The organism is Pantoea sp. Taur (assembly GCF_009830025.1).
Lineage (GTDB): Bacteria > Pseudomonadota > Gammaproteobacteria > Enterobacterales > Enterobacteriaceae > Pantoea > Pantoea communis.
This window is the reverse complement of sequence record NZ_SZZZ01000003.1, coordinates 433,740-458,479: the sequence shown is the minus strand read 5'-3', so window position 1 is coordinate 458,479 and position 24,740 is coordinate 433,740. Positions and strand designations below refer to the sequence as shown.

Here is a 24,740-nt window from a genome sequence, read left to right as displayed (position 1 = left end):
CTATAACCTTCTGAGGTTCATGATGGCGCAGATGGCGTACAGCCTGAAAGGCGTGGAACCTTATCAGATGAGTTTTAAGCAGTCCGCACTGTATCTGAGAAGTCATCTGAGCCTGCTACCGGGCATCTCACCGGGAAAAATACCGCGGATAATGGAAGAGATAATGGCGATGGCTCCAGGGCTGGTGCTGCCGGAAAGAAGAGTGCGGCATTACCCAAGGGCGGTAAAAAAGAGGCCACAACGTTATCCGTTGCGGCCTCCATTAAGATCTTAACTGACAAGCATTACGCCATTGGCGGGCTTGATAGCAGCGGCTATCGAATAATCTCGTAGGTGACGCGCGTGTATGTACTGCAACCACGATTGTGGCAGTCCATTATTGCAGGAATATTTTGTTACTGAACATACCGTTTCCTGATGGCTGTATAGCCTTGGACTTCAAGCGCTGACTCATACGTATTGAATATTGAGCGCACCCTGTGCTGATGTGGTGATCTGCGCCTGAACCCGCCACGTTGTGTGTATGCGTTCGGGTGTGAGTACTGCTTTGGGCTTACCCGTAGAAACCACACGACCCTGATCGAGTACCACAAGGTGTTGGCAATATTTTGCCGCCAGATTCAGATCGTGAAGAGCAATCACCACCGTCACGGGCAGCGAAGAGATAAGACGCATCAATTCAAGCTGGAATTGGATGTCGAGGTGATTGACGGGTTCATCCAGCAGTAAAACATCCGGTTTTTGCGCCAGTGCGCGGGCGATTTGGCAACGCTGGCGCTCACCGCCGGATAATCGTTGCCAGCAGCGGTCGACCAAATTTTCCAGTTGCATTAACGCCACCGCCTCGTCAACGGCGCTGGCATCCTCTGCCGTCCAGAACTGGAATGCGCCACGATGAGGTGTGCGCCCGAGACGAATAATGTCAATCACCGTGAGTTCATCATCGGCCTCGGCGTGTTGCGGGACAAAGGCCAGTTTGCGCGCCAGCTGATTGCGCGAAAGTTGGTTCAGCCTCAGTTCGCCGAGCGTTATCTTCGCGCCCGAATCAGGCATTAGCCCAGCCAGCGCACGCAGTAGCGTTGATTTTCCTGAACCGTTGGGCCCAAGCAAACCTACGGTTGCAGACTGAGCTGCGTCGAAGGAGACCGTGGTAAGGATGCGGCGCGCTTGAAGTTGGACGCTGAGGTCACTGACCGATATCGTCATCGTTTAGTTGCCCTTTCGTTGATAGAGAAGGAAGGCAAAAGCAGGGGCGCCCACCAATGCAGTCACCACGCCAATGGGTAAAACCTGATGTGCGATCAACGTTCTCGACATCAAGTCGGCAAGGATCATGAAATGGCAGCCCGACAGGAATGTCACGGGAAGGGTGATAAGGTGTCGCTGTCCAACCAGCATGCGGGTCACGTGCGGGATGACCAATCCGACAAATCCCACCGCCCCAATTGAGCTGACAATCACCGCCGTGATGAATGCCGTAATCAACAGCAACACCACCCGCACTTTCACAACCGGAGTACCTAACGTTACCGAGACATCGACACCAAATGAAAACGTGTCCAGCGTGCGTGCATAGCACATGATCACCCCAAATCCGCTGACGATGACGATGGCGCACAGAACGGTATCTGCCCAACGAACGCCGCTTAAACTGCCTAAAAGCCAAAACATCACACCGCGCGATTGCTCCGCATTGGCTGATGTGCTGACGATGTAAGACGTGAGCGCATTGAACAGCTGTGTTCCGGCAATACCGGCCAAAATGATGCGTCCGGTGTTTTCCCCCATCCCTCGTGAGAGCAATATGATCAAGCCAAACGCCAGGCAAGCGCCGGCAAAGGCACCACTGCCAACCGTCAACACGCCGCTGCCAATACCCAGCAGCATCACCATTACGGCCCCGGTGGAAGCACCCGCAGAGATACCCAACAGATAGGGTTCCGCCAGCGGGTTTCTTAACAGCGATTGCAATACCAGACCACAAATCGCTAAGCCACCTCCGCTGCAGGCTGCCATGAAGGCCCGGCTCATCCGATATTGCCAGACGATGCCAGCTTCAACGGGAGGGAGATCATAATGCGTCAAGCCCACCCCGTTGGTGATCGCCTGGAAAGTGGCGCGCAATGAAATGGACATATCGCCAATGCTGGATGAGAAGATCATCATCACGGGCAGGCTGATAAGGCCCGTGATGAAAATAAAGCCGATCTTAAATGGGTAAGCCCGATTCATACTATTTAAACGCGGCAATCTGCTGACCGATCAGCTCAACCGCATCGACATTGCGCAGGGACGGATTAAGTGACATCGCAGGCACGACCACGATATGACCCTGCTTAACCGCGTTCATTTCTCGTGTGACGGGATCGCTTTTGAGAAAGGCTTGCTTTACCGCGACATCATCGGCTGGATACAGCCTCCTCTCCATGCTGGCGATGACGATGATATCGGGCTGAGACTGTGCGATATGTTCCCAACTCACGGCGGGCCATTCATCGGAGGAATCAATGATATTTTTGAGGCCTAGAGTCTGAGTGATCCAGCCTGGCGCACCATCACTGCCTGCGATCCACGGATCGCCTTTAAGGCGTGTGCTTGAGAACCAATACACCACCTTAAGGGGTTTGCTGGTGTGAAGCGCCGCCTGTTGTTGTGCCTGAGCGATTCGTGCAGATAACTTCTCCTTTAAGGCATCACCACGCTCCGTCACATCGAAGATGTTGGCAAGCGCGGTGATTTCATCATAAATCACCTCAATCGAGTAAGGTTTCACGCGCGCACCGTCGCCGTTTGAAGTGGCGGTGACCGATTTGCCCTGACAATCAGCAGGTGAAATCCAGGTTTTGATGCCAAGCTGTTCAAATTGATCGCGAGTAGCGACTTCACCCTGAGGCCCAACATGCCAACTGTACTGCGCCAAAACCAAATCAGGTTTTTGCGCGACGACGGCTTCAAACCCCGGTGAGTTGTCCGCGAGGCGTTTAATACTACTGCCAGCCTGTGCTAATTCAGAGGGGAGAGGGCCGAACCAGACGGCGCTTCCCGCGATTTTACTCCCCAGGCCAAGCGCCAGAAGGAGTTCAGTTTCATGCTGACCAATGGTCACCACGCGTGCAGGTGGTCGCGAAAAGGTTTCCGTTTTACCGCAGTTTTCAATGTTGAGTGGAAAGGCGGAAGCCAGTGCGGCTGAACTGCTGAATACCATTATGAGTGCTAAAAGGCGGGTCGAAAAAGTGCGCATGATTAACCGATTATGTAGTGTTATGTTATAACGTAACATAATGGCAAGCCTGATGTATTCATGTCAATTGATTCTGATACCCATTGTGAGTGTTAAGTGTTAAGGCTGTTGAAGCGAAGTCCGTGGCCCGGACTTCACTCTGATCTTAACCCGGACCATCACTTCCTGCCGCCAGCAGAGGCACCACCACATCACTGATCGGTGTCGCGATGCCTTGTGCTTTGCCGCGTCGCTGCACCACGCCATTACGGATGTCCCACTCAAGCGGGCGATTGGCCTGACGATCCGCCAGGATCGAGGTGCCTAAATCTGCCGGGGCGCGATGGAAGCCAGCCATAATTTCCTGCGGCACGTTGTCGCTCAGATTGGCGCCTTCCGCACGCGCCACAGTCATACACTCCCGCAGATAGGCCAGACCCAGCTCGGTGATATCTTCGCGCTGAAACATCCCGGCGCGGCGATTGGCGAGCACCATTAAACCGGCGACGGCGTTTTGCAACAGTTTGCGCCAGGCAATGGTGAGGAAATCTGCCTCCAATTCGACCGCACAGCGCGAGTCTTGCAGTGCTTGCACAATACGCTGTGCTGGCGCGACGTCGGGCACAGTCAGGCGCGGCTTCGCGCGTAACCACACCGAGGCATCAGGCTCGCGCTGAGCCGGGAACCACACCACAGAAGGCAGTACCGTTGCGCCATTGACTAACGGAGACAGCTGTTCAACTTGCTCCACGCCATTTTGCAGCGCGCACACCACCGTATTCTCATCGCACAACACCGCCAGCCAGGGTGCAATTTCCGCCACCTGGGTGGTTTTGACCGCCACAAACACCAAATCAAAGGGCCTGGCGATCGCTTCAGGATTGCTCAGCACCGGGCCAGGCACCACAACCTCACCGTCTTCGTGGCGCAGCAGCAATTGTGTATGTGCTGTACGTCCGCACAGTGTTGGCGTGCGATTCATTTCATGTAGCGCGGCAGCCACAGTGGTACCGATGGCGCCGGGTCCGACAAGGGCGATGGTTGGAAACTCAGACATGCAGCTATTCTCCTGTTTATCCAGTGCTGCCCACAGGGTCAGCGAAAACTCTCTATTACAGCCTGGCATTGTGACTGAATGATGTGCGTTCCATCGGCCAGATAGAAAAATAATAGCGCGGGATAATCACTCAACGCCTGCCATAAAAGGGCGAATTACAGCAGGGCTATCTGTTTCTGTTGCAGCAGTTGCTGCATCTCAGCATCAGGTTCTCCATCAACAATCAGTGTGCTGGCCAGTGACAGATCGCCAATGGCGAACGCCGATGCTGAGTTGAGTTTCTCTTTAGAGACCATCACCACCGTTTCCGCCGCACGCGCCGCCAGTGCACGTTTCACACCGGCTTCTTCGTAATTACCCGTGGTTAACCCTGCGGTTTTGTGTACTCCCGTGACGCCCATAAAGAACAGGTCTGCATTGATGTGTGCAATCGCTTCGATCACCGCTGATCCCACGGCAACCACCGAGTGACGATACAGTTGGCCGCCAATCAGAATCACCTCAACCAGAGGAAAATCAACCAGGGCGACGGCAATACTCGGACTGTGGGTCACCACGGTAAAAGCCAGTTCTTTGGGCAGCAGTTGCACCATTTCCGCTGTGGTTGTACCGCCATCAATGATCACCACCTGACCCGGTTGAATCAGTTGCACCGCTTTTTGCGCGATCAGGCGCTTAGAACTGATTTGCACGTTTTTGCGTGTTTCGAAAGGGGCAATAGCAGCAGAAACCGGCAGCGCACCCCCGTGGACACGTTGCAGTAATCCCTCGCTGGCCAACTCCCTTAAGTCACGGCGAATCGAGTCCTCAGAGACGCTAAAGCGCTGGCTAAGCTCGCCTGACATCACTTGCTGCTCATCGGCAAGAATCGTCAATATCTGCTGTTTACGTTGACTGGAAAGCATAATTCTCTCATTCGTGTTTTTGCTTGTATGTGCACGATTATGCATGATAACGTCTGTTTTGTCAGCCATCGGGAGACCAAACATGCAGCATAAAGTGCGCAATATTCGTGAGCAGTTGTTATCCGACAACTGGTACACCTTAAAAAAATACACCTTCGATTTACAGCGTGCCGACGGCAGTTGGCAACAGCAAAGCCGCGAAGCTTACGACCGTGGCAATGGTGCGGTGATCCTACTTTATAACCGCTATAAACAGACAGTCGTCCTGACACGGCAATTCCGCTTTCCCATCTTTATCCATGGGCATGATGGCTTTTTAATCGAGGCAGCAGCCGGTTTGCTGGATAACGCCTCGCCGGAAACGCGCATTATTGCCGAGGCAGAAGAAGAAACTGGTTACACTGTCACAAATATTGAGAAGGTGATGGAGGCTTATATGAGCCCGGGTTCGGTGACGGAGAAGTTGTTTTTCTTTATCGCGGAATATCACGATGGCGACCGAAAGCATGCTGGCGGCGGTCTGGAGGAAGAGGGGGAAGATATCGAAGTACTGGAGTGGCCTTTCGCACGCGCGATGGACGCGATCCGAAACGGTGAAATCGAAGATGCCAAAACCATCATGTTGCTGCAACACCTGGCATTAAACATTCAATTTGAGGAGAAAGTGCAATGATGATTCTGATCGCAGGTCCGGTTCGCAGTGGCACTCACGGTGATCAGCAATTGATTGAGCAAAATATGCAGAAACTTGATCACATGGCGTTGCAGGTTTATCAAAAGGGCCATACCCCGGTGATAGGTGAATGGCTGGCGTTACCGCTCGCCAATGCGGCGGGTTCGCAGCGGATCGGGGATGAAATCAGCGAAGCCTTCCTTTATCCCGTTGCGCATCGTCTTATTCAGAGTTGTGATGCCATTTTACGCATGCCTGGCGCTTCAACGGGTGCGGATCAGGATGTGCAAGTTGGCAAGGATTTGGGGTTGAGTATTTTTTACGATATCGAACAGGTCCCCTTGGTTCAGGCCCAGGCAGGATACATATAGACAGATAGGGCAAGCTCTGTTTTGCCGATTTGAACACCAAGGGCGGAGGATAGTGTTATGGATAATGTGATGACGGAGAGAGCCTACTATTTCAGCGATCTGCTGGAGATGGATACGGAAGTGGTGCGGTGTGAAGCGCAGGAAGATGGCCGTTTTCGTGTGCAACTGGCGGCGACGCTGTTCCATCCGCAAGGCGGCGGGCAACCCGCTGACCAGGGTACGATAGGTGAGGCGACGGTGTTACAGCTCATCCAGCAAGAGGGTGAGTTGATCCATATCACTGACCGCGAAGTGGCGCTGGGCTGCGTGCATATCCAAATTGATGCGACATTGCGTAAGCTGCATACCCGTTACCATTCTGCGGGGCATCTGATTGCTTATGCCGGCGAGAAGTTTGGCTGGTTAGGTTACAAAGGCGATCATCGGCCCGGCAATGGACGTATCGTTTTTAAACCGCAGGGCGAACCGCAAGCCGTTGATGAAGCGATCATCGCTGAGGGTGTCGATGAGCTGGTGGCGCAGGATTTAGCGCGCGTGCTGCGGGATGAAGCCGGACGCAGAATGGTCAGTTGGGGCGATCTCACACCTTACGCCTGCGGTGGTACGCATGTGCATCGCACCGGAGACGTTGGCGATATCGTCATTACCCGAGTGAAAGAGAAGAAGGGCGAACTTTCGGTGCAGTATGAAGTGCGGGATTGATGAGCAGGCGGATTAACGCCTGCACTGCGCTACTTAAATTCATCTATTTTTAATTGTGCGAAAGCCTGATCAACATCGCTATACGCTTGTGAGGTGGTATAAGTGCCAGACAGCTGCCAATAAAAAACCGGAGCGCCAGGTTCTTCGCTGCTTTCCGCTACCCGATAGCGAGAGAATTTTATTTGCGCGGCTTCAGTCAGATCATCATTGTCCTGATTTGACGAGAATTTCATCGCGCGGATCAGGTAATAAACGCCCTGGATATTGTGCAGTTCAAAACCAATGATTTTGTCAGAGGAACCCGCAAGACGAAAATCAGACCAGGTAAAACCATCATCATCCGGAACCGGTAAAATAAACCAGTTGCCGTTTTTATTGATGAAGGCAGAGAGCGTCTGGCTGGGATGCGAGGTGTTATTGTCAAAGGTCGCAGAGACCAGCAAATCCGGTACGCCATCCTGATTAAGGTCGATATTATTCGCCCCTGCCAGCAACCCGACCCGCGTAGCACCCTGCGCACCGAAAACGGTACATAATGACAGAACGATAAACGCGAAAGTTTTTAATTTCACAGCACGCTTTCCTTACTGGTTAAGACAATATCAGGGATTAACACCTGAATATTGAAAGACAGCATGGTATTGCTGCCTGATAGCCATCATGGCGTATTTTAAAAATTTTGCTCTCCAATCGCGCTGAATTATGGGTGTTTTTTCTGAGATGTGAAAGGGTGAGAGGAATAATTAAAGGCATAGAGATTAACCGACGAAGCGCGTCATCCGTTTACGCACTTCGTTAGAGGAAAACAGACCTAATGTTAACGTCTTTCCTGAACCATCAACTCATACTTGCGCCATGCCACCATCCACGAAAAGTTCGGCGGCATTAATAAAACTCGAAGCATCGGATGCGAGAAACGCGACGACCTGACCAATCTCACCGGGTTCCCCCAGACGGCCCAAGGGCACCTGAGCAGCTAACGCATCGAACAATCCCTGACGCTGATCTTCGGGCACTAAATCGCCTAAACCTGGCGTGCGCACCGGACCGGGGCTCACCACGTTGACACGAATACCGCGATCTTTCACATCCAGCGCCCATGAGCGGGCAAAGTTGCGCACGGCGGCTTTACTGGCGCTATAGACACTGAATCCTGCGGTGCCCTGAACCGAAGTGGTGGACGAGGTCAAAATCACCGAGGCTTTGTCGCTCAGCAGCGGCAGCGCTTTCTGTACGGTAAACAGCACGCCTCGCACGTTGGTGCCAAAGATACGGTCAAAGTGCTCTTCAGTAATAGCACCGAGCGGTAACATATCGCCGCCGCCTGCATTGGCGAACAGAATATCCAGACGACCCGCCTGACGTGCAATCTGCGCATACACCGCATCCAGATCGCTCAGCACAGAAGCATCAGCGCGGATACCGGTTGCCTGTGCGCCGATAAGCGTCACTGCGGCATCCAGTTCTGGCTGGCGACGACCGGTAATAAACACGCGAGCGCCCTGTGCTGCCAGCGCCTGAGCGGACGCTAAACCAATTCCGCTGGTGCCGCCGGTGACCAATGCAATTTTACCGTTTAATGAAGTATTCATGTTTGCTCTCCCAAATGGATTTAAGTGTGTGATGACTGCATCGCAGTGCATGGGAGGCAATGTAACCGTGCGCGGTTTAGTGATAAATAGTGTAAAATCGAAATCACTATTCCTGTGTGTGGATAATCAATATGGACCAACTGTTGGCAATACGAGCCTTCGCGCGCGTAGTGGAGGCGGGAAATTTTACCCGCGCGGCCGATTCATTGGATATGCCCAATGCCACGTTGAGTAAACTGGTGCAGGAGTTAGAGGGGCATCTTGGCGTTCGCCTGCTACAGCGCACCACACGACGCGTCACCGTCACGCCGGAGGGACGTGATTACTACGATAAAGCGCTGCGTATCGTGCGTGACCTGGAAGATATTGATGGTGCATTTAACGCGGTAAACGGTACACCGCGCGGGTATCTGCGCATTGATATTGGTGGATCAACGGCGCGTGACGTCCTCATCCCACTGTTACCTGATTTCGTCGCGCGATTTCCCGAAATCCGCCTCGATCTCGGCGTATCAGACCGGGCTGTGGATCTGATTAGCGACAATGTAGATTGCGTGATTCGTGGCGGTCCACTCGGTGATTCATCGCTGGTAGCGCGTCATCTTGGTGATGCTGAGATGATCACCTGCGCGGCACCCGCTTATCTCAAAACTTACGGCGTGCCAGCCTATCCGCAAGAGCTTAAAAATGGCCATCACTGGATTAGCTATTTATCTCCGCAAAGCGGGCGCGCCTTCCCGCTGCGCTTTCTGCAGGGTAATGAGAAACAGGAAATGAAAATCGAGCATCGTATTGGGATTAACGAAAGCAATGCTCATCTGGCCGCAGCGGTGGCAGGATTAGGCATCATTCAGACTTTCCGGTACGCAGCAGCCAAAGATTTAGCGTCAGGCGCACTGGTGGAAATACTGAAGGATTGGCGGCCCGCCAGCTATCCGTTTCACGTGGTATATCCGCAAAACCGCCATCTGACCCAGCGTTTACGGGTGTTTATCGAATGGTTGCGTGAGGTATTTCCTGCGCGACTCAATGGATGACAAGCGCAAAGCAATCTGTTAACTTTTTGTTTCTGAACTCCCTATTTTGACTACAGGCCTGCGTAAATGACATTTTCAGCCGTACTTTCCCCGTCATACGAACATGGCCTGTATGCGATCTGCTGTCCGCCACCGCCTCCTGCACGCGTTGTGGTTCGCTAAGAACCGGAAGTCTTCACGCTTAAATTTCCAACGTTTGTTTTAGGAGCATTTTCATGCGTTCTTCGTCTTTGACGTCGCAAGCGGCGACGTCGGGCTTCGTGCTGCTGTGGGGCAGTGCGGCCATCTTCTCACGCCTGGGTTTGGACAATGCCTCACCCATCGCGCTATTGATCGTGCGCTTCGGTGTGGCGCTGGTTGCATTATTGCTGGTGGGCCTATTTCGGCGTTGCTGGTTACCCGATGCGGGCAGCCGAAAAACGGTGATGTTTACCGGTCTGATTTTGATTGGTGCCTATTCGGTGTGTTACTTCCAGGCGATGGCCGAGGGGGTGACGCCAGGTTTAATCGCCACCATCATGGGCATACAACCTATCCTGACCCTCTGCATCGTGGAAAGGCGCATGCAGGGCACGCGATTACTGGGATTGGTGATCGCCTTAGCAGGATTAATACTGCTGGTGTGGCGCAGTCTGGCGGCATCGCAGTTGCCGTTGAGCGGCATTGTCTTCGCTCTCGGCGCACTGCTGTGTATGACGTTTGGTGCCATCATGCAGAAAAAGGTGTCCCAGCATCCCGCGCAGGTACTGCCGCTGCAATACGCGGTGAGCCTGGCGCTGTGTGCTCTACTGCTTCCGGTTAAAGCCTTCCATATCGACTTTACGTTGCACTTCTGGATTTCCGTACTGTTTCTTGGGGTGATGATCTCGGTGGTGGCGCAGCTGCTGCTGTATCGGCTGCTGGGTGCGGGAAGCATCGTTAACGTCACCAGTTTGTTTTATCTGGTTCCGGTGATAACGTCAGTACTGGATTACCTGTTGTTAGGTAATGCGCTGCCGTGGTCGGGGATGATGGGAATGCTGGCTATTCTGCTCGGCATCATGCTGGTGTTTCGCACACCGCGCCTGAAAACATCGGGGTAAGATCGAACAGGGCGCATCAAAATGGATGCGCCCTTTATCGTGGTTAAACCGTGCCGGTGCCGCCATCAGAACACCAAACCTGTCCCGACGTGAAGCTATTGGTGGTTTCCGCAAACGTCACATACAGCGGCGCGATTTCAGCAGGCTGACCGGGCCGACCCAGTGGCGCGGAAGCGCCAAATTGCTCCACTTTCTCCTGCGGCTGTCCGCCACACACCTGCAATGCAGTCCAGTAAGGGCCGGGTGCCACGGCGTTGACGCGGATTTGGTCTTTACTCAACTGCTTGGCTAAAGCTTTAGTAAAGGCCGCAATCGACGCTTTGGTCTGGGCATAATCCAGCAGGATGGCGCTGGGATCGAAGGCCTGCACTGACGACGTGTTAATGATCGATGAACCGGCCGGTAGGTACTCCAGCGCCGCCTTCGTGATCCAAAACATGGCATACACGTTAGTCTTAAAGGTCGCATCAAAATCTTCTGTCGAGAGGGTACGAATCGATTCATTGAACTGCTGACGGCCGGCGTTATTGACCAAAATATCCAGACCACCGAGTTTCGTCGCCGCTACCTTTACCAGTTGCTGGCAAAAGGCTTCGGAGCGAATATCTCCCGGTATGGCAATCGCCTTACGACCTTCCGCTTCAATCAGTTTTATCACCTCTGCCGCATCCTGTTCTTCATCGGGCAGGTAATTTATCGCCACGTCGGCACCCTCACGCGCGTAAGCAATCGCCACCGCACGACCAATCCCGGAATCGCCGCCGGTAATCAGCGCTTTACGACCGGTTAAACGACCAGTGCCACGATAGCTGGTTTCACCATGATCCGGGCGCGGTTCCATTTTTGCCGCCAGCCCAGGAAAATCCTGTAATTGTTTTTTAAAGGGAGGTGTCGGATATTGATGGGTGAGCAGCGTTTTATTAGTCAATGAACTCATCTTAATCTCCATGTTCTTCGCTAGTGATAAATTAAGCCTGGCATAAATGTGATATATGTCACGTCAAAAAATGACCAATTGAAATTTTTCAGCTTAAGCGAGGCGTTATTATGGCTGCGGCGATGGAAATAAAAGGCGTGACTGGAATGAGAGGGGAGAGCAGAATAAGCGCAAGACGTCAGTCATATATCGTCATTGCACTTATTCAATTGCCAGTAGAATGTATTGGCATCCTTGTCGTTGAGGCGACTAGCACGCCCGATGCGGCTTAAGAGCCTTTGTTACTGCTTTTTCCGCCTTTTTTCCCGGCTTCGGAGGCTTTCTCGGGGTTATCTTTAAAACTTCCGCCGCCGCTGCTTTGCCCACCTTTTTTACCCGCTTCAGATGCCTTTTGTTTATCATCTGCGAAGTTACCGGAACCGCCTCTATGCTCGGCCATAAAATGCCCTCATTCATGCATTGCGATTACATAATCGTGGATAGCGTCACACGTTATGTCCAGACTGCAGAATTAAGGTTAGTGCCACTGTGAATATTAACAAGCGTGGCGGCAGCGTATAAGTGGATTATCGAGTATTTTTTTCGCATCTTATTTTTTAAGCAAATGAATTATGAAGGTTAATATTTAATCATTAATATAATCGAAACGTATTTAACGCTTCGATTATAAATAAGGTCGATTATCTCGCAGGGATTTGAGTGAAATAGGTTCCGCTATAGGGTATGGGTAGGAAATCATGGAAGATTTGCTTTAACGTTTGCTCGGGTTCGACATCCGCGAACAGCTGAGGATAAAGCGTTTTTGCCATAAATTCCGTTGCCGCGATGTGCCATGGGCTGAGGTAAAAATTCATCCAGATGACGGCGGAGTGGCCGTTACGTAGCGCGGCTAATTCACGCAATCCGTTTTGCTGCGCGGTCAGTTGGGCGAAGCTGCTTTGCACCGCTGGCAGTGCCACTTCAGGCCCCAGCTTCAGCAAACCCTGCGCCTCGTTATCGCCAAATCCGGTGGCGAAATAATAATCCGGCTGCGCCGCGATCACCATTTCTTCACTCAAGCGACCAAACACGCCGTGCTGCGTTTCAGCCGCGATATTGTCGCCGCCCGCCGCATTTAACAGTTCGCCCAGGCTGCCGTTAATTGCGGTGACGCAACATTCATTGCGACGACCAAGATGCAGCTGCAACAACACTGAAGGCTTAGCGCCGTGATAACTGGCCAGCCGATCACGAATCACCTGCATATGCGCGTCATAAAAACGGTTAAACGCCTGCGCGCGAGCTTGCTGATTCAGCACCTCGCCAAAAATCTCCACGCTGCGACGGGTATTCTTCAGAAGATGCACGCGCAGATCGATCTTCACCACCGGAATATGCGCGGCTTTCAGCATACTCACCAGGCGCAGATCAGCATCATCGTAGCGCGCCAGGCTCGGCAGGATCACCACATCCGGTTTGAGCGCCAGGATCTGCTCAGGATTGATGGCATTCGGGCCGCCCGAACCGAGCGAAGGGATTTTCAGCATTTGCGGGAACTGACGCGCAAAACTGTTCCACATCTGGCTATCGTACTTTTTCAAATCCTGAGGCCAGGCAACGATATGCTGAAAAGGATTGCCCGGTTCCAGCAACGCCAGCGTGTAGAGCATGCGACTTTCGCCCAAGACAATGCGCTGCGGATGGTCAGGGATATCCACCTGATTACCGTCAATATCCGTGACGGTTTTTGCCAGCGCGGCGCTACTAAGCACCAGTAAGAAGCAGGCCAGAACAATCAGCATTGGCCCCCAAAGGGAAGGGGCGCGCCGGGCGCCCGCTTTAACCACAGAATCAGAACTCAACGCTGGCCTCGACCATTAGGTTACGGGTTTCACCCTCACGCACGCGCAAATTGCCGCCGCTGGAGGTGTAATAGTGCTTGTTGAACAGGTTGTTCAGATTCAGCTTAAGTTGTGTCTTTTCACCAAACAGCTGATTGTTCCAGGCGATAAAGCTGTCCGCCACCACGTAATCCGGCATGGTGAAGCTATTTTCAGGATCGCCCGCTCGCGAGCCGACATAGCGCGCGCCGCCACCGACGCGGAAATCACCGGGAATGCCGTTGATACTGAGGTTGTGGCTGAGATAGAGCGCGCCCGAATGACGCGGTGCATTTTGCAGCCGATTGCCATTGTTAGCAGAATTTACGCCATCATCAACAATCTCAGCCTTATCGTAGCTATAGTTAGCGCTGAGATCCCAACCCGGCAATACTTCGCCGTTCAGCTCAAACTCTGCGCCACTGGAACGGGCTTTATCAATTGCCCGCGTTGAACCGTTAATGCTGAGCGACATGTCACGTTCATCAATGCGGTACAGCGCGACGCTGGCAAACAGCTTTGGCGAGATCTGCCATTTACTGCCGACTTCCCAGGTCGTGCCCTGTTCGGGTTTACCGACATTGCCGTCATCGTCCACATCGGTGGAAGGCGTAAAGGATTTGCTGACGCTGCTGTAAAGCGAGACATCAGGGGTGATTTTATAAATCAGACCCGCTTGTGGCAGGAATTTATTACCTTCACTGTTCAGTGTTTCCACCACCGGGTCGAAGCCTTTGGACGCACGCTGCTCGTAATGCTGATAGCGTCCGCCAAATACCGCAATCCACTGTTCCGTCAGTGAAATACTGTCTTTAGCGTAAACCGAACGGCTATGAATGCGGTTCAGGTTATTGGCGTTGGCGGTGTTTTCCGTGGTGCTATTGGTGACCGGTGACAGGATGTCGTATTGCGGATCGGTAAAGTTAAACCCGGTGTTGGATTTCCCTTGATACTGATGCGCGCGATAAGTCTGGTTCATCTCATAATCAGTCCCGATCACCACATCGTGGGTCATGCCCAACAGCTGTTGTGAGCCGAGCAGATCCCATGAAACGTATTTCGTTTTGTGGTTAAAGCCACGGTTAGCATCGGCACGACGCGTCACAACGCCGGTGGAGGGGTTAATGGCGGTGACGCGCACTTCGTTGTTGTCGTATTGACGCTGATTCCAGCCAAAAGTGACGCGCGTGCTCCAGTCATCATTAAACTGCCAGTCATAGTGCGCATTAAGGGTTTTGTTGTGACCCCAGGCATGATTTGCCTTGTCGTCGAGACGATCTTTGTAGCCGATATCCAGCGGTTTGCCATTGATAAAGGCGGTGCCACGGTCGTAGGGAATATCGTATTGATAATCTTCATAGCTCACGAGGAAGCTGGCTTTTTCACCGTACCACTGCAGCGAAGGCGCGATCAGCGTATGTTTGTCGCTGCCAAAGTTGCGCCAGTAATCCTGATTCTGCTTTTCGGCGATCAGGCGGAAAGCAAAGCCGTTGCCCAGCGGGCCGGTGATATCGACGGTGCCAGCGCCACCACCTTCGCTGGAGGAACGGCCGCTGACTTTGGTGTGCCAGTCATATTGCGGTTTTTTGCTCACCACGTTAATCACACCGCCCGGATTTTGAATGCCATAGAGCAGGGATGCCGAGCCTTTTAGCACTTCGACGCGTTCGGTGGTGGCATCGAAGTTCAGCCCCTGGCTGCTGCGAATGCCATCACGATAGATTGACCCATCAGAGTTGCTGCCAAATCCGCGACGTACAAAGCCATCTTCGGTGCCTGCCAGGGTATTGCCCTCTGTGACACCACTGACAAAGCGCATCGCATCAGTGAGACTAGCGGCCTGATAGTCTTCAAGCTGTTGTTGGGTCACCACACTCACCGATTGCGCTTCGTTCAGACGCGGCGTGGGCGCTTTGCTGGCGACGGAACTGCTGGTGGCGTTATAGCCTTGCGGGCTACTTTCCTGCGCTGTCACCGTCAGGGTATTACTGCTTTCCGCTGCCAGACTGCCTGCTGCAGTGAAAACGCTGACACCGTATATTGCGGCGATAATAGCCGGATGGCATTGTGCTTTAACAGCGAAACTCTTGTTGTTATTCATTTAAATAAACCTGGTGTTGGTGCGGAATTAATCTCGTCCATGAAACGAAGCTGGGATTAAATTATTTTCAGCAGAGAAAAGTGCATGAAATAAGCATTCTCTGTGGATCGTGCGCCTTAAACTGAGATGGCGTGATGTTATTGAGAATCATTCAAACATGAAAGAATGTAGTAGTAAACGGAAATAATGGCGTGGATACTACAGCAGGAATAGAGTCCATCAACGCCATTTCCATTTGAGGTTTAATTGTTATAAATGCAACAAAAACAGTTAGATAAATAGATTTCTTGCTGTAATCAAACGTTCCACCCCAAAGGAGCAATAGCGATCAGGGTGCTGGATTAAGCAAGAAATATCACTACAATACCGTGCCTAAATGGGGGACGAAATCACGCCCTGATGATCAACAGGTAAAAAGATGGCCATAAATAAAATTAAAAATCGGGTTGATGTATTAGGTGAACGCTATCGCGCACGCGCTCCGTCATTATCGTCCAGCCTTCAATCCGTCGCGCGATATATCCACGATAATCGTGAGGCAATATTAGATGCCACCGCCATGGAAATAGCCGATGCGACTCATACCTCGGATGCCACCGTGGTGCGTGCCGTTCAGGCATTGGGATTTGCCGGTTTGCGTGATTTGAAAACCACGCTGAAAGCCTGGTTTGGCCCGGCGATGAATTCAGAAGAGAAGATGAGCGCCACCGTCAGCGAGCTGTCGTGTGACATCAATTCGGGGATCGATTTCGTACTGGGTGGCCATAAACGCGCCTGCGATGCCCTTTCGGAACCTCACAATCGTCAAGCGGTGTCGCAGGCTGTCGCGATGTTGATCGACGCGCGTCAGGTCGCGCTGTTTGGCATTAATGCTTCAGGGATTCTGGCGGATTACAGTGCTCGGCTGTTCACGCGCATTGGCATTCCTGCCGTCACGCTCAATCGTTCGGGTATTGCCCTCGCTGAACAGTTGATCACCTTACAGCGTGGTGATGTGCTGATTATGATGGCGCAGAAATCTGCCCATAAAGAAGGGCTGACTACCCTGAAAGAGGCGAAGCGGCTGGGGATGCCGGTGATTTTGCTGACCAATGCCTTAGATTCAGCCTTCGCTAAAGAAGCGGATGTGATTATCAACGTGCCGCGCGGTGGGGAAAACGGCCGCATGCCGCTGCATGGCACCGTGCTGGTGTGCTTAGAGATGTTGATTTTATCAGTGGCTTCAGCGACTTCTTCGCGCACGGTAAAAACCATGAAGCGTATTCAGGATCTCAATCGGTCGCTAAAGCCCACCACTAAAAAATAGCGCTATTGACTGCCAGTGGTAGTCGGTCTGGCAGCTTTAACCATTCCGCTGCGCGTGACAAGCCATACCGCCAGCACGATCAACAATGCACCGCCCATAAAGCCCTGGTTGATCTGTTCATCCAGCACTAACCAGCCCCACAGGATACCAAAAGGCGGAATCAGGAAGGTGACGGTGAGGGTGCGCAGGGGGCCAATATCGGCCAGCAAACGGAAGTAGATGATGTAAGCCAGCGCGGTGCAAATAAAGCCGACGGCCAGGATACAGGCCCAAACTTCAGGAATGTGCCAGTTCGCCGCCGGCGTTTGTGGCGCGCTGAAGGCAAAGAAAGGCAGCAGGAATAGCGAGGCACCTAACTGGCTGCCGAACGCGACTTTCGTGGCATCAAGCCCGCCGCGCGATCCAATCCAGCGCTTAGCGAGAAAGCCGGCAAAACCATAACAGGTGGTGGCGACCAGACAAGCCGCGATACCGAGCACCAGCGCGTGTGAGAGCACCCCTTCGCCAGTGGTGCTGATTAACATAATGCCGACAACACCGGCCACCATGCCCAGCACTTTACTCACTGTAAGTTGTTCATTGAAGAACGCCGCACCAATCACGACACCCATTAACGGCGCAGTAGCGTTGAGTATTGCGGAGTAGCCTGCGGGCAGCACGCGAGCGGCAAGGCAATACATCAGGAAAGGTAATCCTGAGTTAATCACACCCAGCAACATTGCCCAACCCAGTTTGCCTTCGAAGCGACGCGGAATGCGCAGTACTGCCATCACGATGATTAAACCCAATGCGCCACATAACACGCGCAAAAAAGCCGTATTTATCGCACCCAGCGCGGGAACGGCAATACGCATAAAAAGAAAACTGGCTCCCCAGATAGCCGCCAGCAGCAAAAGTCGCAACGAGTCCGATGTTCGCATGGTTCAGATTCAATCATTAGCAAGATGGGCTGACATCATAGCAAAAATTCTTAACACTCAAAGCGATGTCGCGGTGCTATGTTACTTCACTGCATCACAAAACAAACGGCGAGGAAATGAATGCATTGGGAGTCTGAAAGGCTGCTGTATCGGCCGATTGAGCGCACGGATTTGCAGGCGCTTTTTCGCATCTATGGCGATGCACGAACACATCAATTTAACCCACGCGGGCCTTATCCAAGCCTTGATCATGCGCGAGAAGTGTTATTACGCAGAATCAAAGACCGCGCTATTCATGGTTTCGATGACTGGGTCATCATGGAGAAAAGCGATCCTCAACACGTGATTGGTTTCGGTGGCGTTTTCGTTAGCGAATTTAACGGTCGCAGAACCAATAATCTCGGTTACCGTTTTGAACCGGATGCCTGGGGAAAGGGCTATGCGACAGAACTCGCGCATCGCGCTATCCGCCACGGTTTTGAAGATGTAAAAATGAAAGAAATTGTCGGTGTGGTGAGAGAAAACCACACCGCATCACGCCGCGTACTGGAAAAGGTCGGGATGACTTTCCTCGAAAGGGTGTTTAATCCGCAAGATCCGCCCGCCAGTTTGATGTTCACCATCACACGCCAACAATGGAGAGAAAGAAATGGAACAGGTCATTAGAAAACTCACTGCAGAGGATTACGCACAGTGGAAATCGCTGTGGTTGGGCTATCTCGACTTTTATGTCAGTGAGGTCACGGAAGAAGTCACCAATACGACATTTCAACGATTGGTTGCGGAAGGCGAACCGATGCATTGTCTGGTGGCGGAGGAGCAGGGAAAATTGACTGGGCTGGTGCATTTTATTTGCCATCGCAGCACCTGGACCCTGGGTGACTATTGTTACCTGCAGGATCTGTTCGTCAGCCCAGACGGGCGTAAACAAGGCACGGGTCGCGCGTTGATCGCAGCGGTGAATGCTGCCGCTGAGGCATTGAACTGCTCGAAAGTGTATTGGATGACGCGCGAGAATAATTACCGCGCCCGAGCGCTGTATGATCAGGTCGCGACGAAGACTGATTTTGTGCAATACCGTGTTGCACCCTAATCAGCAATTTCACTCACACCGCTTGTCAATTCTTCCTACCATCCTGTACCATTTGGGAATCGATCATTTCCTAAATGGTATTTCCCCTACCGCAAACTCAAATCTTGATACGAGAACGCGGCCAACCATGCTAACCAGGAACGATTATGTTTTCGACCTATCCGACCAAAAATTTGACCAATTAGGAAGTAACCATTTCCAATTTTAGGAGTAACGGATGAATGCCTCAGAATTGAAATCAACGTCACGCTGGTCGCAGCCCGTTGACGGCCTGCCTGATTTTTCCCATCACTACGCCACCGTAGACGGAGTCCGATTGCACTACGTTAGCGGCGGCAACCCACAAGGTGAAACCCTGGTGCTGTTAGCCGGGTTCCCGCAAAGCTGGTTTGCATGGCGCAAGGTGATGGCTCTGCTCGGCGATCGTTACTCCATTATCGCGCCCGATCTCCCCGGTCAGGGGGATTCCGATAAGCCTTACAGCGGCTATGACACCACTTCTCTGGCAGAAAAAGTACAGGGCCTGCTGCTGCAACTGAACATCCATCACTACTATCTTGCGGCGCACGATGTCGGTGCGTGGGTGGCCTGGCCGTTTGCCCTGCGTTATGCCAATCAGATAAAAAAACTGGCACTGCTTGACGCCGGCATTCCGGGCGTGACCTTGCCGGATGCGCTGCCTGCCACGCCCGATAAGGCCTGGAAAACCTGGCATTTCGCCTTCCATCTGCTGCCGGATCTGCCTGAAGCCTTAATTGCCGGGCGCGAAGAGATCTATCTGGATTGGTTCCTGAAACGCAAAGCCGTCAGCCCAATGGTTTTTGACGCGGAAGATATGGCGGAATATGTGCGCTTGTTGCAACAGAACGGGGCATTGCGCGCAGGCATGGCGGCCTATCGCGAAGTGAGCGTCTCGGCGGAACAAAACCGTGCATGGCTGCATGATAACGGCAAACTGACGGTGCCGTTGCTGGCGGTCAGTGCCGATCAGGGTTCGATCCCCGACATGGCTATTCCGCTTCAGGAGTTTGCGGCTGAGGTTTCAGGCATCAAAATCGCGCACTGCGGTCACTTCATCCCGGATGAGCAACCGCAGGCGCTGGCTGAAGCACTGCGCGAGTTTTTTAGTTAGTTGCGCAGACTGGCGATCTCCACACGTTGACCACTGGCAGATGAGCGCACCATCGCTTCAATGATTTGCTGATTCTCCAGGCCAAAGCGGAAATCCGGGAAACAACCGGCTTCGCTGCTGAGGCCTTTAATCAGGTCGTAAATTTCGATCACTTTCACATCGAAGTATCCCAGGCCACCGCCAGCGAAATCGAAGCCAAAGAAGCCTCCAAACTGCTCGACCTGAGAACCGGCATAAATGGTTTTAAAGCCGCGATCGTGTTTCGCATCGCCATAACGTGCAATCTTCAGTTCGTTAAAGCGCTCACCGTCCATGATGATGGTGCCTTCGGTGCCCGAGATTTCCCAGGCAATGCCGAACACTTTTCCTGCGGAGATGCGTGAAGATTCAATCACGCCACCGGCGCGGTTCTCGAAAGTGACCAGCGCCTGGAACTGATCGTCGTTTTCCACTTTCAAACGCGCCGCCTGTTTATCTGCCTGGGCACCATAGCCTGAACCACCACCCGCAGCAGGACGCGTGTCAATAAACAACTGCTCCTGTCCTACCACGCTCTTGATTGGCCCCATCAAATATTGCGCCACGCTCACCACGTGTGAGCCTAAGTCACCGAGTGAGCCAGAACCGGCCTGTTCGCGTGAGCAACGCCAACTCCATGGCAGCTCGGGATCGTTGAAAAATCCCTGATCGAACCAGCCACGGAAGCGTGTCGGTGTGCCGATGTCACCGCGATCGATCATCTGCTTCGCCAACTGCGCTGCCGGCGTTTTGATGTTATTGAACGCCATGATGGTTTTCACACCTGCTCGCTCAGCTTCCTGGGTCAGGGTTTGCGCTTCCTGCAGCGAAACGGTGAGTGGCTTTTCGCAGTAGACATGTTTACCTGCACGAATCGCGGCCAGCGCCATGTCGAAGTGCATGCTATTAGGCGTGGTGATATCAACAATATCGATTTCAGGGTTGTTCACTAGCGACTGCCAGTCCGCCGTGCTGTGCTGGAAGCCGTAACGTCGTGCTGCTTCCTCGGCCAGCGGAGGTGTCACATCCGCCAGCGTATGCAGAACCGGCTGTAGCGCCAGGTTGCGATACAGTAAACCCGCGCGGCGCCATGCATCGGCATGTGCCTGGCCCATAAAGCCTGAACCGATCAGGCCAACATTCAGTGTTTTTCCAGCCATCAGCGGCTCCTTAAGCGTTTGCAGGTAAAATGTGTTGGGCAACAAAACGTTGTGCGCGAGTCACGGTCTCCAATGGGGGCGCTTTCGCCGGATCCTGCTCGGCTTCCACCACCATCCAGCCCTGATAACCGCTGCGAGCGATAAACTCTGCCAGCGGCCGATAATCAATACCGCCGTCGCCTGGCACGGTAAACATCCCTGCGAGCACGGCTTCGTTGAAGGTCATACCGCTGGCCCGTACTTGTTGCAGGCGATCCAACCGCACATCTTTTAGATGGATGTGGCAAATGCGGTCGGCGAATTCCTCAATAAGTTGCATATAGGAGAATCCGGCAGCGGTGGCGTGACCGGTATCCAGTAACAGGCCAACGGCGGGCGAACAGGCATTTATCAGCGCACGGATTTCCGGCAGTGTTTCGGCCACCATCATGAGATGGTGGTGATAGGCGAGGCGTAAACCGTATCGATCAAACAGGGCTTCGGCAAAGCGGGAAAGACGATCGGCATAGTCGGCGACCTGACTCTCCGGCAACAAGCGTCGGGTGTTCAGTGGCACATCCAGCGCGTTGTCAGCCATCCAGCCGCATTCGCCGTACACCATCACGTTGGCGCCATTTTCCTGCAGCAGGGCGGCATGGTTGTGCACTGCATCCAGCTCCTGCTCAACGCTGCGTTCGGTGAGAAATCCGTCATGCCAGCCTGACACCAGTTGCAGTTGATGTTGTGCCAACAGCTGCTTCAATGCACCCGGCTCGCGCGGGAATATGCGACTTAGCTCGACGCCCTGAAATCCGGCCTGTTTCGCTTCCTTCAAACAGTGTTCGGCCGAGGTCCCTGCGCCGAGGTATTGCAGCACTTCATTAACCCAGGAGAGTGGGCTGACGCCGAGTTGAGGTGCGGGGTGACCTGTGCGATAAAACGCTTCTTTGATCATCGGTTATATCCTGTAGGGGAGATAGTGATGAAATTAGCGGATGCGATGTGCAGCGGCGAGCGGTTATTTGACGTAAAACCATCAAAATTTGCAGGCTAAACGTCAAAAAAATATTGATGTGATTTTGGATGGAAATTGATGGGTTAACAGGGAGATAGGAATGCAAGTCAATAGAGGTGGCCTTTAGAAGGCCACCCATCAGGACTCAGAACGACAGGGTGACGCCAGCGTAATAGGCGCGGCCCGGTTCGTTGTAGGTCGATGCACCTGAGTTTTCGCGATAGATGCGTTTATCAAACAGGTTGTTGATACCCGCATTAGCACGCAAGCTTTTGGTGATATCGTAATTGAGGTTCAGGCCAACAACGGAATAAGGGCTGATCTCCTGTGTGGTCATGTTGCTCGTGTCGATATTCGTTTCAGCATTCTGACGCGGTTTTTGGCGACCATATTGCGTCCAGTTAATGTTGGCGCTTAGATCTTGAGTGGCCTGCCACTCTAACTGCGAGTTAATGGTGAATTCGGGAATAACCGAAAGTGGATTACCTGTTTTTTTGCTTTCAGAGCGGAACATGTACGTTGCATTCGAACGCCATTCCAACACGTCAGCGATTAACGGTATGGTGAGGTTTCCTTCCAGCCCTTCAACGATGGCTTTACCGCCATTTTCCCAACGCAGTACGTTATAGCCACTGTCAGTCACGGCAACACGATCGGTTCCTGAAATAATTTTGTTTTTGTAGTCATTACGGAAATAAGTAATGCCTGCGGAATATCCCGCGTTATTGAACTCAAGTCCTACTTCTTTATTGACGCTGACTTCAGGGTCGAGTTCATCGCTGCCAATCAGGTAGCATTGCGAGGCAATGCCAATCGGACATCCATTGCCACGTGTTGAGAGCAAATAACCTGGAGTTGACTGGTAAAGATTGGGAGCTTTAAAGGCGCGTGCAATCCCCGCTTTCAGCGTGAAGTAGTCACCCAAACCTTGGGATATGTTCAGGCTAGGGCTCCAGTTAGCACCAAACTTATCGTGATAATCGAAGCGTAAACCTGGAATCACTTCGGTGCTATCCGTTGCGGCGATATTGTCTTCAAAATAGAGGGAGCTAATGGTCGCGCTGTTCTTGCTATTACGCTGCGAAGGATCACCTGAAATACCACCAATATCTGTGTCGGTGCTGGTAGCGGAAAGCATTGATGCCGGATCGTTAAGTTCATCACGATTCCACTCCGCGCCCAACGTAACAGTCTGGTCGACCAACAACTGGAGCGGGAAGTTAATTTCCCCTCCTGCACGATAGCTCTCCAGGCGACTGGTTGCATACTCGTCAGTATTGATCATTCCTTCAGTTCGCCCAGCAGTACCCTCTTTCAGGCGGGTGTTGTTGGTCTTTTCATAGTTGAAGTTGAGTTTAGACGTACCCCAATCCCAAATACCGTTATGCGCAATTCCGTAAGTCTGACGATAGAGGCGGTTGGTTTCATCGCCGTACAGTGATTCCACCAATCCACCGGCGCTGGCATTACTGTTGCTGTTCTGGGTATCACCGGCGTAGATGTTGCCTTGACGGCTGTAGCCGTATGAGAAATCAATCACCTGCAATGGGGTGATTTTCCAGGACAACACACCGTTAATATCTTTATTGCGCACACCTTCACGACCGGCCGCGTATGAACCATTTTCTGCCGTGTTGATGTCGAACGCATCCGCATCAGTGCGGTTGATGTTGCCATACAGACGCATGGTTAACGCATCGCCTGCCAGCGGGCCGCTGAGGTTAAAGTTGGCGCGACGCGTGTCACCTTCTTTATTGTTCTCAGGCTGATTGGTGAACAGTGACAGCGATCCATGCCAGTCATTGGTCGGACGCTTAGTGATGATGTTCACCACGCCGCCCGCTGCACCGGAACCGTAACGCGCGGCGGCTGGGCCGCGAATCACTTCAATACGTTCTACCATCTCCGCGGGCACCCAGTTGGTATCACCACGCGAGTCACGTTCGCCACGCCAGCTGTAGCGCACGGAGTTACGCGAACTCACTGGCACGCCATCGATCAGGATTAAGGTGTTTTCCGGGCCCATGCCGCGAATATCAATCTGGCGGTTGTTGCCACGACTACCGCTGGCCCCGTTACCGGTCAGGTTGACGCCCGGCATTTTGCGGATGATATCGGAGAGGTCGTTAACCGGTGGACTTTTCTTAATGTCCTCAGCGGTAATGGTGGAAACGCCAGGCTGTTGTTTCAGCCCCTGTTCTGCAGTGACGATCATCGATTCATCGTCAGCCAGTTTTTCCGTGGGTTCTGCGGCATAAGCAGGTGAGGTGAGCAAGGCTGCCACAATCAGTGCAAGAGGGCGCTTCCTGACATACAAAGTTACATTCACTTAAATCTTCTCCCTGAAGTATTAACATATGTAAGCAAATGCGCATGATAATGAGAATGTTTCTCATTGTATATGCGACAAACCGGCGTCTCCTTTTTTTCTCCATGATTGGTGCTAAATGCGGGGAAAACGTGAAGAAACGTAAAGCCAGAGTGACGTTTGTGCTTAAAAAACGTTGCGGAGGAAAAGCGTTCATCAAACTGTCATCAATTCCTTGCAAATCAGTAGACTAAAATCAGTGATAACGCACAG

General features: G+C 52.6%; 24 protein-coding genes and 1 pseudogene. 10 read left to right on the top strand and 15 right to left on the bottom strand.

Going from position 1 to position 24,740, the window contains the following annotated elements:
• Nucleotides 1-274, top strand: a pseudogene (locus FD744_RS25550) (IS4 family transposase); the annotation flags it as partial.
• A gap of 176 nt (nucleotides 275-450) precedes the next feature.
• Here FD744_RS25550 and FD744_RS06760 read toward each other — a convergent pair.
• From FD744_RS06760 to FD744_RS06740, 5 genes are all read right to left on the bottom strand, one after another.
• Nucleotides 451-1,206, bottom strand: coding sequence for an ABC transporter ATP-binding protein (locus FD744_RS06760; protein WP_160833243.1), 756 nt, complete (start codon nucleotides 1,204-1,206; stop codon nucleotides 451-453).
• Between the two features lie 3 nt (nucleotides 1,207-1,209).
• Complete coding sequence (locus tag FD744_RS06755; protein ID WP_160867789.1) at nucleotides 1,210-2,232, bottom strand: iron ABC transporter permease; 1,023 nt, start codon at nucleotides 2,230-2,232, stop codon at nucleotides 1,210-1,212.
• Nucleotide 2,233: 1 nt separating this feature from the next.
• On the bottom strand, nucleotides 2,234-3,205 hold the full coding sequence (locus FD744_RS06750) for an ABC transporter substrate-binding protein (protein ID WP_237449356.1): 972 nt from the start codon (nucleotides 3,203-3,205) through the stop codon (nucleotides 2,234-2,236).
• Between the two features lie 181 nt (nucleotides 3,206-3,386).
• On the bottom strand, nucleotides 3,387-4,277 hold the full coding sequence (locus FD744_RS06745; RefSeq protein ID WP_160867787.1) for an oxidoreductase: 891 nt from the start codon (nucleotides 4,275-4,277) through the stop codon (nucleotides 3,387-3,389).
• A gap of 155 nt (nucleotides 4,278-4,432) precedes the next feature.
• The gene (locus tag FD744_RS06740) at nucleotides 4,433-5,182 is read right to left on the bottom strand and encodes a DeoR/GlpR family DNA-binding transcription regulator (protein WP_160867786.1); all 750 of its coding nucleotides are present in this window, start codon (nucleotides 5,180-5,182) and stop codon (nucleotides 4,433-4,435) included.
• Nucleotides 5,183-5,264: 82 nt separating this feature from the next.
• Between FD744_RS06740 and FD744_RS06735 the strand changes: the two genes are divergently transcribed.
• From FD744_RS06735 to FD744_RS06725, 3 genes are read left to right on the top strand one after another with little or no spacing between them, the layout of a single operon-like run.
• The gene (locus FD744_RS06735) at nucleotides 5,265-5,855 is read left to right on the top strand and encodes an NUDIX domain-containing protein (protein ID WP_160867785.1); all 591 of its coding nucleotides are present in this window, start codon (nucleotides 5,265-5,267) and stop codon (nucleotides 5,853-5,855) included.
• Entirely contained in the window at nucleotides 5,852-6,226 is a 375-nt protein-coding gene (locus tag FD744_RS06730) for an NUDIX hydrolase (protein ID WP_097117790.1), read from the top strand. Before FD744_RS06735 ends, FD744_RS06730 begins: the two co-directional genes overlap by 4 nt.
• 57 nt (nucleotides 6,227-6,283) lie before the next feature.
• A complete protein-coding gene (locus FD744_RS06725; RefSeq protein ID WP_237449355.1) occupies nucleotides 6,284-6,928 on the top strand; it encodes an alanyl-tRNA editing protein in 645 nt (214 codons plus the stop codon).
• A 29-nt stretch (nucleotides 6,929-6,957) separates the two neighbouring features.
• On the opposite strand, the gene FD744_RS06720 is transcribed toward FD744_RS06725, so the two are convergent.
• Together FD744_RS06720 and FD744_RS06715 are read right to left on the bottom strand one after the other, a co-directional pair.
• A complete protein-coding gene (locus FD744_RS06720) occupies nucleotides 6,958-7,500 on the bottom strand; it encodes a CpmJ protein (protein WP_160867784.1) in 543 nt (180 codons plus the stop codon).
• 270 nt (nucleotides 7,501-7,770) lie between these two features.
• The gene (locus tag FD744_RS06715) at nucleotides 7,771-8,520 is read right to left on the bottom strand and encodes an SDR family oxidoreductase (RefSeq protein ID WP_160867783.1); all 750 of its coding nucleotides are present in this window, start codon (nucleotides 8,518-8,520) and stop codon (nucleotides 7,771-7,773) included.
• Nucleotides 8,521-8,651: 131 nt separating this feature from the next.
• Here FD744_RS06715 and FD744_RS06710 point away from each other — a divergent pair, with 131 nt between their 5' ends.
• Together FD744_RS06710 and FD744_RS06705 are read left to right on the top strand one after the other, a co-directional pair.
• The gene (locus FD744_RS06710) at nucleotides 8,652-9,557 is read left to right on the top strand and encodes a LysR family transcriptional regulator (RefSeq protein ID WP_160867782.1); all 906 of its coding nucleotides are present in this window, start codon (nucleotides 8,652-8,654) and stop codon (nucleotides 9,555-9,557) included.
• Between the two features lie 209 nt (nucleotides 9,558-9,766).
• A complete protein-coding gene (locus FD744_RS06705) occupies nucleotides 9,767-10,639 on the top strand; it encodes a DMT family transporter (protein ID WP_160867818.1) in 873 nt (290 codons plus the stop codon).
• 43 nt (nucleotides 10,640-10,682) lie between these two features.
• On the opposite strand, the gene FD744_RS06700 is transcribed toward FD744_RS06705, so the two are convergent.
• The 4 genes from FD744_RS06700 to FD744_RS06685 form a co-directional block, all read right to left on the bottom strand.
• Nucleotides 10,683-11,576: an SDR family oxidoreductase gene (locus FD744_RS06700; RefSeq protein WP_160867781.1), complete on the bottom strand. Its 894-nt coding sequence runs from the start codon at nucleotides 11,574-11,576 to the stop codon at nucleotides 10,683-10,685.
• A gap of 268 nt (nucleotides 11,577-11,844) precedes the next feature.
• Complete coding sequence (locus tag FD744_RS06695) at nucleotides 11,845-12,015, bottom strand: KGG domain-containing protein (protein WP_034827492.1); 171 nt, start codon at nucleotides 12,013-12,015, stop codon at nucleotides 11,845-11,847.
• A 241-nt stretch (nucleotides 12,016-12,256) separates the two neighbouring features.
• Nucleotides 12,257-13,357, bottom strand: coding sequence for an ABC transporter substrate-binding protein (locus tag FD744_RS06690; RefSeq protein ID WP_160867780.1), 1,101 nt, complete (start codon nucleotides 13,355-13,357; stop codon nucleotides 12,257-12,259).
• A 49-nt stretch (nucleotides 13,358-13,406) separates the two neighbouring features.
• A complete protein-coding gene (locus FD744_RS06685) occupies nucleotides 13,407-15,536 on the bottom strand; it encodes a TonB-dependent siderophore receptor (RefSeq protein WP_160867779.1) in 2,130 nt (709 codons plus the stop codon).
• Nucleotides 15,537-15,954: 418 nt separating this feature from the next.
• Here FD744_RS06685 and FD744_RS06680 point away from each other — a divergent pair, with 418 nt between their 5' ends.
• Entirely contained in the window at nucleotides 15,955-16,842 is an 888-nt protein-coding gene (locus FD744_RS06680) for a MurR/RpiR family transcriptional regulator (RefSeq protein WP_160867778.1), read from the top strand.
• A 2-nt stretch (nucleotides 16,843-16,844) separates the two neighbouring features.
• Here the strand turns inward: FD744_RS06680 and FD744_RS06675 are convergent, their stop codons facing one another.
• Nucleotides 16,845-17,762 (bottom strand): DMT family transporter, encoded by a 918-nt coding sequence (locus FD744_RS06675; protein WP_160867777.1) that lies wholly within the window; start codon nucleotides 17,760-17,762, stop codon nucleotides 16,845-16,847.
• Between the two features lie 120 nt (nucleotides 17,763-17,882).
• On the opposite strand from FD744_RS06675, the gene FD744_RS06670 reads away from it, so the two are divergent.
• The 3 genes from FD744_RS06670 to FD744_RS06660 all read left to right on the top strand — a co-directional run bounded on the left by FD744_RS06670 (nucleotide 17,883) and on the right by FD744_RS06660 (nucleotide 19,987).
• Nucleotides 17,883-18,428 (top strand): GNAT family N-acetyltransferase, encoded by a 546-nt coding sequence (locus tag FD744_RS06670; protein ID WP_160867776.1) that lies wholly within the window; start codon nucleotides 17,883-17,885, stop codon nucleotides 18,426-18,428.
• Nucleotides 18,412-18,855, top strand: a complete 444-nt coding sequence (locus tag FD744_RS06665) for a GNAT family N-acetyltransferase (RefSeq protein WP_160867775.1) — start codon at nucleotides 18,412-18,414, stop codon at nucleotides 18,853-18,855. The genes FD744_RS06670 and FD744_RS06665 overlap by 17 nt, the downstream gene beginning before the upstream one ends.
• A gap of 217 nt (nucleotides 18,856-19,072) precedes the next feature.
• Complete coding sequence (locus FD744_RS06660; RefSeq protein WP_160867774.1) at nucleotides 19,073-19,987, top strand: alpha/beta fold hydrolase; 915 nt, start codon at nucleotides 19,073-19,075, stop codon at nucleotides 19,985-19,987.
• Here the strand turns inward: FD744_RS06660 and FD744_RS06655 are convergent.
• The 3 genes from FD744_RS06655 to FD744_RS06645 form a co-directional block, all read right to left on the bottom strand.
• Nucleotides 19,984-21,165, bottom strand: a complete 1,182-nt coding sequence (locus FD744_RS06655) for a Gfo/Idh/MocA family protein (protein ID WP_160867773.1) — start codon at nucleotides 21,163-21,165, stop codon at nucleotides 19,984-19,986. The two genes, FD744_RS06660 and FD744_RS06655, sit on opposite strands and share 4 nt — an antisense overlap.
• Nucleotides 21,166-21,175: 10 nt before the next feature.
• Nucleotides 21,176-22,099, bottom strand: coding sequence for a myo-inosose-2 dehydratase (gene iolE, locus FD744_RS06650; RefSeq protein WP_160867772.1), 924 nt, complete (start codon nucleotides 22,097-22,099; stop codon nucleotides 21,176-21,178).
• Between the two features lie 205 nt (nucleotides 22,100-22,304).
• Nucleotides 22,305-24,488, bottom strand: a complete 2,184-nt coding sequence (locus FD744_RS06645; protein ID WP_160867771.1) for a TonB-dependent siderophore receptor — start codon at nucleotides 24,486-24,488, stop codon at nucleotides 22,305-22,307.
• Between the last annotated feature and the right edge of the window lie 252 nt (nucleotides 24,489-24,740).